Source organism: Variovorax sp. TBS-050B (genome assembly GCF_029893635.1).
In the GTDB taxonomy this organism is placed as follows: domain Bacteria; phylum Pseudomonadota; class Gammaproteobacteria; order Burkholderiales; family Burkholderiaceae_C; genus Variovorax.
Map to the genome: position 1 here is coordinate 3,551,951 of NZ_JARXYR010000002.1, position 14,337 is coordinate 3,566,287.

Sequence of the window (14,337 nt, forward strand, 5' to 3'; positions counted from 1 at the left end):
TGAATGGCTGGATGGCCGGGTGGTGAAGCCTGCGCATGCTAGGCAGCGCGCATGACCGCGCAGTGACGCAGCTAGCGGCTGCCGCCGAAGGAATTGACGTGCACTTCGACCAGGTCGACGAACTCCGGCAGCTCGAGCAGGAACTCGGGATCGCGCGCGAGCGGCGCCACGCGCCGCGGATCGCCGCCGTTCGCGTGCATCGCCTGCATGTCCTCGATCGAGCGCCAGTACGAAACCGTCCTGAACTCGGCATGCTCGCCGTTGAGCTTGCGGAAGTACTGCACGCCCAGGCATTGCGGCTTCTTCGCGATCTCCTGAATGCCGTGCTCGAAGCTGTAGCGCAGGTATTCGTCGGCGCGCGCGATCGGCGTGCGGCCTTGCCAGATGCGCCCGACGAGCGGCGTGGCGAGCAGTTTGCATTCGACGGCCATGGGGGTTGCTCCTTTGCGTGGGGATGGAGAGAGAGAGGCCGCCGCAGATTCGCGCCGCGCCGACGGCCGCGGCGTAGGAATGCGTCGCCTCCGCCTGCAAGTGCGCGGCAGCGCGGCCGGGCGAGGGGCTCAGCGGGGGAAGGCGTCCTGCAGCCCGTGCGCGATCTCGGCCACCAGCGCCTCGCGCTGCGGCATGGGGCGCCAGAAGGCGCGCGTCGCGCTGCCCGTCGCTTCCCACTCGGGGTGGCTGCGCGCGGGGCGTGCCGCGCGCACGGCGGCGGCGGCGGCGCGGGCCGGTGCGTCCTCGGCGGCGGCCGCTTCGGCGGTCTCGATGCGCGTGGTGGCGGCATGCCCGCGCTGTTCGAGCGCGCGCGTGAGCTCGAGCTGCCATGCGACCAGCGCGAACAGCACGCCGTCCTCGGCCGTGAGCTCGTGCAGGTCGCGCAGCCGGTTGGCGAGCTTGCGGCCGAGCGGGCCCCAGCCCTGCGAGACCGCACCGCCGATCGCGCCCCCCATCGCCGCGCCCGCGCCGAGCGAGATGCCGGCCAGCGCGAGATCGGCCACCACGCCCACCGCCGCGCCGATCACCGCGCCCTTGCCGAGCCGCAGCCCGGCTTCCTTCATCGCCTCGGGGCTGAAGAAGTCGAGCGACCAGCGGCCCTCGACCAGCGGCAGCGGCGCCTCGCCCGCATCGTCCTGCCGGAAGCCGAACAGCGCGAGCAGGTCGTCGGTGCAGCGCTGCGCCTTGTCGAAGACGTCCTTGCGCAGCGCCGCGACGATCGCCTGCCGGCGCGCGGCATCGGCGAAAGTCTCGGCGGGCACGGTGCGGCGCAGCGCGGCGGCATCGACCAGCAGCTGCGCGATCCGCGTGCAGGCCGCGCCGCGGCGCGCCTCGGCCTCGGTCGCGAGCGCCTCCACCACGCCGCGCAGCAATTCGCGCCGGTCGCGCAGCAGCGTGGCGAGGTCGGTGTACAGCTCGCGCTCCGCGCCCACGAAGGGCGCCGCGGCATCGAAGCGCACCTGCACGTGCAGCCCGTAGGCCGAGAGCAGCTCCTTCCATGCCGGCTCGCGGCTCGCGGCGTCGCGCACGAAGTTGAGCACCGGCAGCACCGGCCGTCCGCAGGCATTGAGCAGTTCGATCTCGTCGCGGAACTTCGGCAGCACCGGCTCGCGCACGTCGATGACCAGAAAGGCCGCATCGATCTCGAGCATGGTGCGCAGCACCTTCGCCTCCTGCTCGAACACGCCGTGGGCCTCGGGCCCCTGCAGGAACCGGCGGATGCGCTCGGGCGGCGTGGTGGCCGGGGCGCCCAGGCCCGCGAGGTGCTCGCGCAGCGCGACCGCATCCTCCAGGCCCGGCGTGTCGAAGAAGCGGACCACCGGCCGGCCGTCCACGTCGAGGTCGACCGATTCGACGTGGCGCGTGGTGCCCGGCCGCTGCGAGACCTCGCCGAAGGCCGCGCGCCGCGTGAGCGTGCGCAGCAGCGAGGTCTTGCCCGCGTTGGTGTGGCCGACCACGGCGATGCGGATGGCGTCCCGCTGAGCGTTCATGCAGTCGCGCCCTGCAGGGCGTCCTCCAGGCGCTGCGCGGCCGTCACGCGCGGCGCGAGGCCGGTGTCGCGCAGCCAGTCGGTCCAGCGCTGCGCCGGCCCGGCGCCGGCCAGCCAGAGCCGGCATTCGCCGCTGTGCGCCAGCAGTTCGCGCACGAAGCGTTCGGTGCCGCGGTCGGGGCTCGATGCGGCATGGCAGACCAGCAGCACGCTGCGCGGATGCGCCTGCGCGAGCAGGTCGAGCAGCGCGCGGCGCGCGGAGGCGCTGCCGTCGATCCGCCGCACCTCGGCCGCGGCAGGCAGGCCCGCCGGCGGCCAGGGCAGGTCGGGCGGCAGCTCGAAGCCGACCACGACGAGCCCGTCGCGCAGCGCCGCGGGCGCGAGGCCGGGCGGCAGGTCGGCGGGCGTGCGGCCCGGGTCCGCGTCGACGATCGCCGGCGGCGCGAGCGCGGCGAAGCGGTCGGCCAGCCGCCGGTAGTAGGGCGCCTGCCAGTCCGGCTGCAGCGCGCCGCGGCGGCGGCGCCACACGAGCGCGCTCCAGAGCACCAGCGCGAGGCGCGGCAGCAGGCCGTAGACCACGATGCAGCCCGTGAGCCACAGCGCCCAGCTGCGCTGGCCCGCCGCGCCCGGCGCGGGCGCCAGCACGGTGGCCGCATCGGGCACCGGAAAGCCGAGCTGCGCCGGCGCCCAGCCCAGCAGCTGCACCGCACGCACGAAGAAGGCCGGGTCGAGGATGGTCGTTTCCCAGCTCAGCGTGTAGCTGCGGAACGCGAGCGCGAACAGCATCGCCGCGAGCACCACCGCGAAGGAGAGCGCCCAGATGCCGTGGCTCACGAGCCCGAAGGCCCAGGGCAGCAGCCGCGCGCGCGTGAGCAGCCCCGTGGCCGCGCGCAGCAGCAGCGGGGCCTGCCCGCGCTTTCCGCCGGCCACGCGCGCGGTCAGCGAGAGCCAGATCCAGCCGAGCGAGGCGCCATTGAAGGCACCCGGCAGCCACAGTCCGGCCAGCCACAGCAGCAGCGTGATCGCATGCAGCCCGAGCAGGCTCACCAGCGCGACGATGACGTTGATGTGCCGCTCGCCGCCGCCCACCACGTTGCCGGCCAGCCCGAGCCCGGCCGCGACGATCAGCGCCACCAGCCCGAGCAGAATCCAGGGCGCCCACTGGTGCGCACGGGCGAGTTCGGCCGCGAGGCCGATGCGTTCGCCGAGCGCGAGCGCACGGGCCGTGATCTGCGCACGGTGGTCGGTGGTGGTGCTGCTGCTGTTGCCGCGGAAGAGGGCGGTGCGCATGGCCTGCGCATCGTCGAGCGGACCGGGCTGCTCGGCCCAGCGGATCGCTTCGGTGACGACCGCATCGGAAAGGGCTGGTTCGCGCCGCGCGTTCTTGATCAACAGGGTCCCTTCGCTTCAGGCCCCGCCATTGCCGGGGCCGCGCGAATTATGCCCGCGGCCCTGCGGTGCGCGGTGCATTCCCAAGCGAAACGGGGCCGCGCGCGAACGCGGCCCCGTGGCAGTTGGCGCGAGTCGAGAGCGCGTGCGGTCTTAGCGAAGGCCGAAGAACGAAAGCACGGCGACGACCACGACAACCAGACCGACGATGTAGATGATGGAATTCACGCGAGGACTCCTCGTTGTTGACGACAGCTTCAGCATCGCGCCGGGGGTGGGCCGGGGCTGTCGGCAAGAGGCGGCCCGTGCTGTAGGACTCGCGAAGAGCCGGCCGCCCGCATCCGCGCCGGCCTGCCCGGGATCAGGGGGGTCCTGGTCAGGCGCGCAGTGCCTCGGCTTCGTCCTCGTCGTCGAGGTCGTCGCCGAGGAAGCCGCCGCTCTGGTGCGCCCAGAGCCGCGCGTAGAGCCCGCCCTTGGCCATCAGCGTGCGGTGGTCGCCTTCTTCCACCACGCGGCCCTCGTCGAGCACCACCAGCCGGTCCATGGCCGCGATGGTCGAGAGCCGGTGCGCGATCGCGATCACGGTCTTGCCTTCCATCAGCCGGTAGAGGCTCTGCTGGATCGCGGCCTCGACCTCGGAATCGAGCGCGCTCGTGGCCTCGTCGAGCAGCAGGATCGGCGCGTCCTTGAGCATCACGCGCGCGATCGCCACCCGCTGGCGCTGGCCGCCCGAGAGCTTGACGCCGCGTTCGCCCACGTGCGCGTCGTAGCCGTGGCGGCCGTGCGCGTCGCCGAGCGTCTGGATGAAGTCGTGCGCCTCGGCGCGGCGCGCGGCGGCCTCGATCTGCTCGCGCGTGGCGTCGGGCCGGCCGTAGGCGATGTTGTCGGCCACCGAGCGGTGCAGCAGCGAGGTGTCCTGCGTCACCATGCCGATGTGGCTGCGCAGCGAATCCTGCGTCACCCGTGCAATGTCCTGCCCGTCGATCAGGATGCGGCCGCTCTCGAGGTCGTGAAAGCGCAGCAGCAGGTTCACCAGCGTGGACTTGCCCGCGCCCGAGCGGCCGACCAGTCCGATCTTCTCGCCGGGCCGCACCACCAGGCTCAGGTCGTCGATCACGCGCCGGCCCGCGTCGGCGTAGCGGAAGCTCGCATGCTCGAAGCGCACCTCGCCGCGCGGCACCTCGAGCACCGCGGCATTCGGCGCGTCGAGCACCGTGCGCGGGCGCGACAGCGTCTTCATGCCGTCCTGCACCGTGCCGATGTTCTCGAACAGGCTGGTCATCTCCCACATGATCCAGTGCGACATGCCTTGCAGCCGCAGCGCCATCGCGGTGGCCGCAGCGACCGCGCCCACGCCGACCGCGCCCTGCGACCACAGCCACAGCGCGGTGCCGGCCATGCCCGCGGTCAGGCCCATGCTGAGCGTGTGGTTGACGATCTCGAAGGCGCTCACGAGCCGCATCTGGCCGTAGCCGGTGTGCATGAACTCGCGCATCGCCTCGCGCGCGAAGCCGGCCTCGCGCTGCGTGTGCGAGAACAGCTTGACGGTGGCGATGTTGGTGTAGGCGTCGGTCACGCGGCCGGTCATCAGCGCGCGCGCATCGGCCTGCGCCTTGCCGACCTTGCCGAGCCGCGGCACGAAGTAGGCCAGCGAGCAGGCATAGAGCACCAGCCAGACCAGGAAGGGCAGCACCAGCTGGACGTCGAGCACGCTCACCAGCACGACGATGGTCACCACGTACACGCCCATGGCCGTCACCACGTCGGCCAGCACGAACACCGTGTCGCGCACCGCGAGCGCGGTCTGCATCACCTTGGCCGTGATGCGGCCCGCAAACTCGTCCTGGTAGAAGGCCATGCTCTGGCCCAGCATCAGCCGGTGGAAGTTCCAGCGCAGCCGCATCGGCAGGTTGATCGCGAGCGTCTGGTGCTTGACGATGGTCTGCAGCGCGACCACGCCGATGCTGATCGCTAGCAGCGCGGCCAGCCAGGCCAACGCACCGCCGCGGTCGACCCACAGCCGCGAGGGCTCCTGCCCGCCGAGCCAGTCGACCACGCGCCCGAGCACCGCGAACAGCAGCGCCTCGAAGCCCGAGATCGCCGCCGTGAGCACGGCCATCACGGCGATCTTCAGGCGCACGCCCCGCGTGCAGGACCAGAGGAACGCGAAGAAGCCCGTGGGCGGCAGCGCGGGTTCGGCGGCGGGATAGGGGTGGAGCAGTTTCTCGAAGAAGCGGAACATCAAGGCGGGCGATCTCCTGGCGAAGCTGCGACTCTAGCCGGCGCCGCATGTCCTTGCACCGTAAAGGTGCGTTAGGCCGCAGCGGCCGGCGGGCCGCCGAGCCGCTCGCCCAGGAAGTCGATGAAGCTGCGCAGCTTGGGCGCCATGTACTGCCGGCTGGTGTAGACCGCGAACAGCGTGACCGGGTGCGGCGCATGGTCGGGCAGCAACCGCACCAGCCGGCCGGCGGCCAGGTCCTCGTCGATCAGCCATTCGGGCAGGAAGGCGATGCCCATGTCCGCGCGCACCGCATGCAGCGTGAGCGTGGTGTCGTCCGAGCGCATCACCGGCGTCAGCCGCAGCGCGAACATGCGCCCGCCCGGCCCCTTGAGCGCCAGGTTGTCGAGGTTGACGTAGCTCGGCACGATGGCGCCGAGCCGCGCCACGTCGGCCGGCAGCGCCGGGCTGCCGCCCATGCGGCGCAGCAGCGCGGGCGTGGCCGCGAGATGGAAGGGCACGCGGCACAGCGGCCGCGCGATCAGCGCCGGCGAGGGCTCCTGCGTGGCGCGCAGCGCCAGGTCGTAGCCGTCGGCCGCGAGATCGACCTTGCGGTTCTCCAGGTGGATGTCGACCAGCACCTCGGGAAAGCGCGCGCGGTAGTCGGCCAGCACGCGCGCGAAGCGCGGCGTGGCGCACCACACGGGCGCGCTCACTTTGAGCTGGCCGCGCGGCGCCTCGCTCTTCTGGCCGATGGCGGCCTCGGCGGCGTCGAGCAGGTCGAGCGCGCGGCGGCTCTGTTCGTACCAGGCGGTGCCGGCCTCGGTCAGGCTCAGGTGGCGGCTCGACCGGTGCAGAAGCCGTGCGCCGAGCGACTTCTCGAGCTGCGCCACATGCTTGCTCGCCATCGGCGGCGACATCGACAGGCGCCCGGCCGCGGCCGCGAAGCTGCCCGCTTCGACGACTTCGCGGAACACGCGCAGGCTGGTCAGGCGGTCCATGGCGAGATTTCCTGTGAAGAAACGAATCGATGCATCGTAGCCTGTCGATTTCTTCAAGGGAAATGTCTACAGTGGCTGCAACGCCCGAAGGAGCCTCACGACATGACCCCCGACCACGCCACCACCCCGCGCCTGCCCACCTATTTCATCTCCCATGGCGGCGGCCCCTGGCCCTGGATGAAGAAGGAGATGGGCGGCGCCTACGACCGGCTCGCGGCCGCGCTCGCCGACATGCCGCGCCAGATCGGCCGCACGCCCGCGGCCATCCTCATGGTCTCGGCGCACTGGGAGGCGCCGGTCTTCATGGTGCAGGGCCATCCGCAGCCGCCGATGGTCTACGACTACGGCGGCTTTCCGGCCCACACCTACCAGGTGCGCTACGACGCGCCCGGTTCGCCTGCACTGGCACAGCGCGTGGCCGCGCTGATCGAGGCGGCCGGGCTGCCCGCGGCCATCGACCCCGAACGCGGCTTCGACCACGGCATGTTCTCGCCCATGGCCGCGATCTATCCCGACGCGCGCGTGCCGGTGGTGCAGCTGTCGCTCCGGCGCGGGCTCGATCCGGCCGAGCATCTTGCGCTCGGCCGCGCGATCGCGCCGCTGCGCGACGAGAACGTGCTCATCGTCGGCAGCGGGCTGAGCTATCACAACCTGCGCAACTTCGGCCCGCAGGCGCACGAGGTCTCCAAGGCCTTCGGCGACTGGCTCGACCACACGGCCGTGCAGTCGGCGCCGGCCGAGCGCGTGCAGCGGCTCGCCGACTGGGCGGCGGCACCCTCGGCGCGCATGGCGCATCCGCGCGAGGAGCACCTGATCCCGCTGATGGTGGCGGTGGGCGCGGCCGAGCAGGAACGCGGCGAGCGGGTCTACCACGAGGAGGCCTTCATGGGCGGCCTGGTGGTGTCGAGCTACCGCTTCGGCGCCGCCGCGGCCTGAGCGCCTGCGGGCAGAATCGGGCGATGGCTTCCTTCATTCCCGATTCCACCGCCGAAGCCCGCGCCGCTCGCGCCGCCATCGACCGCATCGCCGCACTCGGCACCCGCCACGACGTGGAACATGCGGGCGTGCGCGTCTGCTGGCGCCGCTTCGGCCCCGCGAGCGGCAGCGGCGCCGCGACGCCGCTGGTGCTGCTGCACGGCGGCCACGGCAGCTGGATGCACTGGCTGCGCAACGTCGAGGCGCTCTCGGCCGAGCGCACGCTGTGGCTGCCCGACATGCCCGGCTTCCATGATTCCGACGCACCGCCGGCCGCCGCGCCGGGCGGCGATCCGCTCGGTCCGCTGCTCGATGCGCTCGGCGGCTCGCTCGACCGGCTGATCGGTGCCGGCACGCCCATCGACCTCGGCGGCTTCTCGTTCGGCGGCCTCACGGCCGCGCGCTTCGCGGTGCGGCGCGGCGCGATCCGGCGCCTGCTGCTCGTGGGCAGCGGCGGCCACGGCACGCTCCGGCGCATGTCGGCGCAGATGATCAACTGGCGCGCCGCGCCCGACCGTGCGGAAGAACGCGCGGCGCTGCTGCACAACCTGGCCGCGCTGATGCTGCACGACAGGGCCGCGATCGACCCGGTGGCCTTCGAGATCCACGACATCGCCTGCCACGGCACGCGCTTTCGCAGCAAGGAGGTGTCGCAGGCGGGCGGGCTGCAGGCGGCGCTCGACACGCTCGGCGGGCCGCAGCTGCTGCTCTGGGGCGCGTACGACGTGACCGCCGATCCGCGCCCGCTCGTCGCGTCGCTGGTCGCGGGGCGGCCGGAGCGCGAAGGCGTGGTGATCGACGGCGCAGGGCATTGGGCGCAATACGAGCGCGCCGAGGAATTCAACCGCCGCGTGCTGCGTTTCCTCGGCTGAGTCTCACTGCTTCGCGAGCCCGAGCTTGCGGATCGTCGCGCCCCACTGGTCGTAGGTGGCGCGCGTGAGCTCGGCCAGCTGCTGCGGCGTCGACGATTCGGCCTCGTAGGCGCCCTGGCGGAAGAAGTCGCGCGTCGCCGGCATCGCGAGCACCTGCGCGAGCGCGGCGTTGAGCCTGGCGACCACCTGCGGCGGCATGCGCGCCGGGCCGTAGAAGCCGAGCCAGCTCGCCATGTCGACGCCGCTCACGCCCTGTTCGCCCATCGTGGGCACCTCGGGCAGCATGGCGCTGCGCTTCGGCGCCGCCACCGCGAGCATGCGCACGCGGCCGGTGGCGCTGTTCTGGATCGCGTTGGGCGCCGCGTCGAAGTAGAACTGCACGCGGCCCGCGAGAAAGTCCTTCGCCGCGTCGGCGCCGCCCTTGTAGGGCACGTGCACGACGTCGAGCCCGGCCTGCTGCGCGAAGGCCTCGCCGTAGATGTGCGAGGAGGTGCCGGTGCCGAAGGAGGCGTACGCCGCCTTGCCCGGGTTGGCCTTGATCCAGGCCACGAGCTCCTGCACGTTGCGCGCCGGCACGCTCGCATGCACCGTGAGCACGAGCGGACCGCGCGCGCCGAGCGAGATCGGCGTCAGGTCCTTGAACGGGTCGTAGCGCACCTGGGCGAGCGTCTGCGGGTTCTGCGCCACCACCGAGGAGGGCGCGTACATCAGCGTGTAGCCGTCGGGCGCGGCGCGGATCACTTCCTCGGTCGCGAGGATGAAGCTCGCGCCGGGTCGGTTCTCCACGATCACCGGCGTGCCCAGCACCTCGCCGAGCCTGCCGGCGACGAAGCGCGCCTGCGCGTCCGAGGCGCCGCCCGCCGCGAGGCCGAGCACGATGCGGACCGTGCGGCCCTTGTCGGGAAAGGGCGCGTCGGCCGCGCGCGCGGCGAAAGGCAGCAGCGCGAGCGCGGCCGCGAGCCGGCGGCGGCGGAGGTCGGTGGTGCCGTTCATTGCTTGGCCAGCCCCACCTGCTGCACCATCGCGCCCCAGCGCTCGTAGGTGGTGCGCGTGACGCCGGCGAATTCCTCGGGCGTGGAACCGCCGGCCTCGTAGCCGCCGTTGCGGTAGAACTCCTGCACCTGCGGCATCGCCAGCACCTTGGCGAGCGCGCCGTTGAGCGTGGCGACCACCTGCGGCGGCATGCGCGCCGGCCCGTAGAAGCCGAGCCAGCTCGGCAGGTCGAGGCCGGCATAGCCCTGCTCGGCGAAGGTCGGCACGTTCGGCAGCGCCGCGATCCGCGCGTTGGCCGCGACAGCGAGGATCCTGACCTTGCCGGTGCCCGAGGTGATGACCGCCGACGAGGCCGAGTCGAACATGTACTGCACGCGCCCGCCGATCAGGTCCTTGGCCGCGTCGGAGCCGCCCTTGTAGGGAATGTGGACCGCGTCGATGCCGGTCTTCTTGACGAAGGCCTCGCCGTAGATGTGCGACGAAGTGCCCGCGCCGAAGGAGGCATAGCTCACCTGCCCGGGACGCGACTTCACGTAGGCCACCAGCTCCTTCACGTTCGCGGCCGGCACGGTAGTGCTGACCGAGAGCACCAGCGGCCCGCGCCCGCCCATCGAGATGGGCGTGAAGTCCTTGAACGGGTCGTAGGGCACCTGGGCGAAGGTGTGCGGGTTCTGCGCCATGGTGGAAGAGGGCGCATAGAGCAGCGTGTAGCCGTCGGGCAGGGCGCGCGCCACTTCGCCCGCGGCGAGCATGGTGCTCGCGCCCGGCCGGTTGTCGACGATCACGCTGGTGCCCAGCAGCTCGCCGAGTTTCTGCGCCACGATGCGCGCCTGCGCGTCGGTGCCGCCGCCGGCCGTGAAGCCCACGACGATGCGGATCGGCTTGCCGCGCGCCGGAAAGTCCTGCGCCAGCGCCAGCGGCGCCAGTCCCAGCCAGGCTGCGGCACCCAGCGCCGCGCCGAAGGCACGGCGCGTGCCCCGTAGTCGTTTCATCTTTGTCTCCGTTGGAATGCGGCGCGTATATTGATCTTCAAAATCACAAAACGCCATATCAGCTAGGGAATACCCCAAAGTTCATCGTATTTGCTTTGACAAAATGGAAAGTGAAATCAAAATACAACGAAACACCGGAACTCAACGCCCTCCCATGAAAACAGTCGTCCGCACCGACGAGCGCATCCTCTCCTCCGACATCTTCGACCGCGACAGCCGCGTCAAGCGGCCCGACCACGGCCAGTGGGCGGAGCCCGGCAAGACGATTCCCGTCTACCACCGCTGCGGCGTGCTGGTGGTGGGCGGCGGGCCCTCGGGCACGGCCGCGGCCGCGGCCGCCGCGCGGGCGGGCGCCGACGTGGCGCTGCTCGAGCGCTACAACCACCTGGGCGGCCTCTCGACCGGCGGCCTCGTGATCTGGATCGACCGCATGACCGACTGGGAAGGCCAGCTCGTGATCCGCGGCTTCGCCGAGGAACTGTTCGACCGGCTGCCGGCCGAGGCGATCGCCGGCCCGGCGCGCGAGGACTGGGGCTCGCAGGATGCCGCCAAGGCCGCGCACTGGTCGCAGCGCACCGCGGCCTACCACGGCGTGGTCACCTGGTCGCCCACCGTCGACCCCGAGCGGCTCAAGCTGCTGTCGCAGGAGATCGTGCTCGAGCGCAAGGTCAAGCTGATCTACCACTCGTGGGCCGCGATCCCCATCGTGGAGGACGGCGTGGTCAAGGGCGTGGTGTTCGAGAGCAAGGAAGGCCGCATGGCGATCATGGCCGACGTGGTGGTCGACGCCACCGGCGACGGCGACCTGTTCGCGCGCGCCGGCGCCGCCTATGTCAACGACATCGAGGAGGCCGACGTGCACCACTGCATGAACACCTCCTGGCTCTTCGGCGGCGTGGACATGAACCGCTGGATCGAGTTCAAGGCCGGCCAGCCCGAGGCCTTCAGCGCCTTCATGGCCGAGGGGCGCGCGCAGTGCGGGCTGTTCGAGCGGCCCTTCGTCTCGTGGCGCAACGACGTGGCGCTGTTCATGGGGCCGCGCCAGTCGGGCTACTCGGCGCTCGACGTGGACGACCTGACGGCGGTGGAGGTGCGCTCGCACCGCGCCATGGCCGCGCACCTCGACTACTTCCGCGCCCATGCGCCCGGCTTCGAGAACGCCTACCTGATGCTCAGCGCGCCGCAGATCGGCGTGCGCCATGCGCGCCGCCTCACCGGCGTGGGCGCGGTGCTGCGCAGCCAGTGGCCCGACGGCGTGGCGCTGGCCGACGAGATCGGCGTCACGCCCGCGGTGTCGCCCAAGTTCCCGAACATCTCCATTCCCTACGGCGCGCTGGTGCCGCAGCAGCTCGACGGCCTGCTGGCCTGCGGCCGCCACATCTCGTGCGACCGCAACTCGCACGGCTTCATGCGCGAGATCCCGCAGTGCTGGATCACCGGCCAGGCCGGGGGCGTGGCGGCGGCGCTGGCTTCGCAGGGCGGCATCCAGCCGCGCTTGGTGGACGTGGGCGCGCTGCAGTCGGCGCTGCTCGCGCAGGGCGTGTACCTGCGCGCGTGTGCGGGGCAGGGCGCCGCCGCGCCGGCCGCGGCCGAAGCGGGTGCCTGAGCCTCCTCTACATTGCATGGTCCTTGCCAACGGGTTCCGCCATGTCCACTGAAAGAAACGACGCTCCCCTGTCCACTTCCGAAGGCGCCGCCGACGCGCGCGCCGACCGCTCCGACACCGTGAGCGCGCTCGAGCGCGGCATCTCGGTGCTGCGCTGCTTCAGCGAGGAGCGGCCGGTGCTGGGGCATGCCGACATCGCGCGCATGACCGGCATTCCGCGCCCCACGGTCAACCGGCTGGTCGCCACGCTGCTCTCGCTGGGCATGCTCAAGCCGGCGCAGGCGGCCGACCGCTTCATGCTCGGGCCGGGCGTGGTCTCGCTGTCGCGCGTGTTCCTCGGCAGCCTCGACGTGCGCGCGGCCGCGCGGCCCAGCATGCAGATGCTGGCCGAGGAGCTCGGCGCCTCGGTCTACCTGGCCGTGCGCGACGGCATGGAGATGGTGCTGATCGAGGCCTGCCGGCCGCGCTCCTCGATGCTGTCGGCGCGGCTCGACGTGGGCTCGCGCACGCCGCTGCCCAATTCGGCGCTCGGCCGCGCGTATCTCTCGGCGCTGCCCGAGGTCGAGCGCACGCAGCTGGTCGATTCGCTGCGCCTCTTGCGCGGCCCCGAGTGGGACGGCATCGCCGTGCCGATGAACCGCGCCATTGCCGAGGCGAAGCGGCTCGGCTACTGCCTCTCGCTCGGCGAATTCCACCGCGAGATCAATTCGGTCTCGGTGCCGCTCGTCGGCCCCGACGGCGAAGTGATGGCGCTCAACGGCGGCGGCGCGGCCTTCGTCTTCACCGAGGAGCGCCTGCGCAACGAACTCGCGCCGCGGCTGCACGACATCGCGCTCGGCATCGCGCGCGACATCGGCGGGCACGTGCCCACGCCCACCTCGGGCTAGCGGCCGCGCGCATCCCCACGACCCGCCAAGAAAAAAGAAAGAGAGACAACAGGCCATGCACCTGAGCGACGAAGAAAAAGCCATGCACGACGGCCGCGACGGCCCGGCCGTGCAGAAGGCGATGGACCTGCTGCTGCGCTACGGCGAGGCGCTCGGCGCCGAGCGGCTGGTCGAGACGCGCAACGTCTGCGCCTCCATCACCTCGACCACGCCGTTCCAGCGCGACTTCGCGCTCGCCAAGGGCGGCGGCATGGACGCGGTGTTCTCCGAATTCAGCCTCGACAGCGCGGAGACGGTGGAGATCCCGAAGTTCAAGGTCTTCACCAGCCACCTGCAGCTGGGCTTCGACCCGGGCCAGCCCGAGCGCATGGGCGTGAGCGAGGAGATCGTGCAGTTCTACGAGCGCAGCGAGCGCCATGCGGCCGGCCTCGGCGCGCAGATCATGAACACCTGCACGCCCTACCAGGTCGGCAACATCCCGACGCGCGGCGAGCACTGCGCGTGGATGGAATCGTCGGCGGTGGTGTACTGCAATTCGGTGCTGGGCGCGCGCACCAACACCGAAGGCCGCGAGAGCACCGGCGCGGCCATGCTCACCGGCCGCATTCCGTACTGGGGCTACCACCTCGACGAGAACCGCCACGGCACGCACGTGGTCGAGCTCGAGGTGGAGGTCGAGTCGGTGCAGGACTGGGGGCTGCTCGGCTACTTCATCGGCGAGCGGGTGCAGGAGCGCGTGCCGGTGGTGCATGCGCGCCGCGGCATCGGCCGGGTGCCCAACCTGCCGCGGCTCAAGCACTTCGGCGCCGCGGCCTCGTCCTCGGGCGGCGTGGAGATGTACCACGTCGTCGGCGTCACGCCCGAGGCGCTGACGCTCGAGCAGGCGCTCGGCGGGCGCCGGCCCGTCGAGGTGCTGCGCTACGGCGCGGCCGAGCGCCGCGCCACCTACGAGAAGATCAACGCCACCGCGAAGGAGGCCGAGGTCCAGTACGTGATGCTCGGCTGCCCGCACTACACCATCGAGCAGATCTGGGAGGCCGCGCAGCTGATCGAAGGCCGCAAGGTGCATGACGGCTGCGAACTCTGGATCTTCACGCCGCGCGCGATCAAGTCGCTGGCCGACCGCAACGGCTACACCAGGATCATCGAAGACGCGGGCGGCATCCTCATGACCGACAGCTGCTCGGCCATGAGCCGCGCCGTGCCCAAGGGCACCAAGACCGTCGCGCTCGATTCGGCGAAGCAGGCGCACTACCTGCCGGCGATCCTGGGCGTGCAGGCCTGGTTCGGCAGCACGGCGGAGTGCATCGATGCGGCGTGCACGGGGCGGTGGAACGGAGGCCTGCAATGAACCCCCGGCATTTCTCCCTCCCCCTCTGGGGGAGGGCAGGGGTGGGGGCAAGCGGCGCATCCATCGAACGCC

General features: G+C 71.8%; 12 protein-coding genes. 5 read left to right on the forward strand and 7 right to left on the reverse strand.

The window, feature by feature from the left end; all coding sequences use genetic code 11:
• Positions 1 to 71 precede the first annotated feature (71 nt).
• The 5 genes from M2165_RS19530 to M2165_RS19550 form a co-directional block, all read right to left on the reverse strand.
• Positions 72 to 431, reverse strand: coding sequence for a hypothetical protein (locus tag M2165_RS19530; RefSeq protein WP_280816236.1), 360 nt, complete (start codon positions 429 to 431; stop codon positions 72 to 74).
• 129 nt (positions 432 to 560) lie between these two features.
• A complete protein-coding gene (locus M2165_RS19535) occupies positions 561 to 1,982 on the reverse strand; it encodes a GTPase/DUF3482 domain-containing protein (RefSeq protein WP_280816237.1) in 1,422 nt (473 codons plus the stop codon).
• Positions 1,979 to 3,373: a DUF2868 domain-containing protein gene (locus tag M2165_RS19540; protein WP_280816238.1), complete on the reverse strand. Its 1,395-nt coding sequence runs from the start codon at positions 3,371 to 3,373 to the stop codon at positions 1,979 to 1,981. Before M2165_RS19540 ends, M2165_RS19535 begins: the two co-directional genes overlap by 4 nt.
• 373 nt (positions 3,374 to 3,746) lie before the next feature.
• Positions 3,747 to 5,612: an ABC transporter ATP-binding protein gene (locus tag M2165_RS19545; protein WP_280817583.1), complete on the reverse strand. Its 1,866-nt coding sequence runs from the start codon at positions 5,610 to 5,612 to the stop codon at positions 3,747 to 3,749.
• A 71-nt stretch (positions 5,613 to 5,683) separates the two neighbouring features.
• Positions 5,684 to 6,589: a LysR family transcriptional regulator gene (locus M2165_RS19550; RefSeq protein ID WP_280816239.1), complete on the reverse strand. Its 906-nt coding sequence runs from the start codon at positions 6,587 to 6,589 to the stop codon at positions 5,684 to 5,686.
• 102 nt (positions 6,590 to 6,691) lie between these two features.
• Between M2165_RS19550 and M2165_RS19555 the strand changes: the two genes are divergently transcribed.
• Complete coding sequence (locus M2165_RS19555) at positions 6,692 to 7,525, forward strand: class III extradiol ring-cleavage dioxygenase (RefSeq protein ID WP_280816240.1); 834 nt, start codon at positions 6,692 to 6,694, stop codon at positions 7,523 to 7,525.
• A gap of 23 nt (positions 7,526 to 7,548) precedes the next feature.
• Positions 7,549 to 8,436 (forward strand): alpha/beta fold hydrolase, encoded by an 888-nt coding sequence (locus M2165_RS19560; protein ID WP_280816241.1) that lies wholly within the window; start codon positions 7,549 to 7,551, stop codon positions 8,434 to 8,436.
• A 3-nt stretch (positions 8,437 to 8,439) separates the two neighbouring features.
• Here the strand turns inward: M2165_RS19560 and M2165_RS19565 are convergent, their stop codons facing one another.
• Positions 8,440 to 9,429, reverse strand: a complete 990-nt coding sequence (locus tag M2165_RS19565) for a tripartite tricarboxylate transporter substrate binding protein (protein WP_280816242.1) — start codon at positions 9,427 to 9,429, stop codon at positions 8,440 to 8,442.
• Positions 9,426 to 10,421 carry a tripartite tricarboxylate transporter substrate binding protein gene (locus M2165_RS19570; RefSeq protein WP_280816243.1) on the reverse strand — a complete coding sequence of 332 codons (996 nt, stop codon included), beginning with the start codon at positions 10,419 to 10,421 and terminating at the stop codon, positions 9,426 to 9,428. The genes M2165_RS19565 and M2165_RS19570 overlap by 4 nt, the downstream gene beginning before the upstream one ends.
• Before the next feature lie 154 nt (positions 10,422 to 10,575).
• Between M2165_RS19570 and M2165_RS19575 the strand changes: the two genes are divergently transcribed.
• From M2165_RS19575 to M2165_RS19585, 3 genes are read left to right on the forward strand one after another with little or no spacing between them, the layout of a single operon-like run.
• On the forward strand, positions 10,576 to 12,027 hold the full coding sequence (locus M2165_RS19575; protein WP_280816244.1) for an FAD-dependent oxidoreductase: 1,452 nt from the start codon (positions 10,576 to 10,578) through the stop codon (positions 12,025 to 12,027).
• Between the two features lie 41 nt (positions 12,028 to 12,068).
• Complete coding sequence (locus tag M2165_RS19580; protein WP_280816245.1) at positions 12,069 to 12,914, forward strand: IclR family transcriptional regulator; 846 nt, start codon at positions 12,069 to 12,071, stop codon at positions 12,912 to 12,914.
• 55 nt (positions 12,915 to 12,969) lie between these two features.
• Positions 12,970 to 14,265, forward strand: coding sequence for an aconitase X catalytic domain-containing protein (locus tag M2165_RS19585; RefSeq protein ID WP_280816246.1), 1,296 nt, complete (start codon positions 12,970 to 12,972; stop codon positions 14,263 to 14,265).
• The last annotated feature ends 72 nt before the right edge of the window (positions 14,266 to 14,337 follow it).

Coding starts and splice junctions, on each gene's coding strand:
- M2165_RS19575 (WP_280816244.1), top strand. CDS start 10,576: ATGAAAACAGTCGTCCGCACCGACGAGCGCATCCTCTCCTCCGACATC.
- M2165_RS19570 (WP_280816243.1), bottom strand. CDS start 10,421: ATGAAACGACTACGGGGCACGCGCCGTGCCTTCGGCGCGGCGCTGGGT.
- M2165_RS19530 (WP_280816236.1), bottom strand. CDS start 431: ATGGCCGTCGAATGCAAACTGCTCGCCACGCCGCTCGTCGGGCGCATC.
- M2165_RS19545 (WP_280817583.1), bottom strand. CDS start 5,612: ATGTTCCGCTTCTTCGAGAAACTGCTCCACCCCTATCCCGCCGCCGAA.
- M2165_RS19535 (WP_280816237.1), bottom strand. CDS start 1,982: ATGAACGCTCAGCGGGACGCCATCCGCATCGCCGTGGTCGGCCACACC.
- M2165_RS19585 (WP_280816246.1), top strand. CDS start 12,970: ATGCACCTGAGCGACGAAGAAAAAGCCATGCACGACGGCCGCGACGGC.
- M2165_RS19565 (WP_280816242.1), bottom strand. CDS start 9,429: ATGAACGGCACCACCGACCTCCGCCGCCGCCGGCTCGCGGCCGCGCTC.
- M2165_RS19560 (WP_280816241.1), top strand. CDS start 7,549: ATGGCTTCCTTCATTCCCGATTCCACCGCCGAAGCCCGCGCCGCTCGC.
- M2165_RS19550 (WP_280816239.1), bottom strand. CDS start 6,589: ATGGACCGCCTGACCAGCCTGCGCGTGTTCCGCGAAGTCGTCGAAGCG.
- M2165_RS19580 (WP_280816245.1), top strand. CDS start 12,069: ATGTCCACTGAAAGAAACGACGCTCCCCTGTCCACTTCCGAAGGCGCC.
- M2165_RS19555 (WP_280816240.1), top strand. CDS start 6,692: ATGACCCCCGACCACGCCACCACCCCGCGCCTGCCCACCTATTTCATC.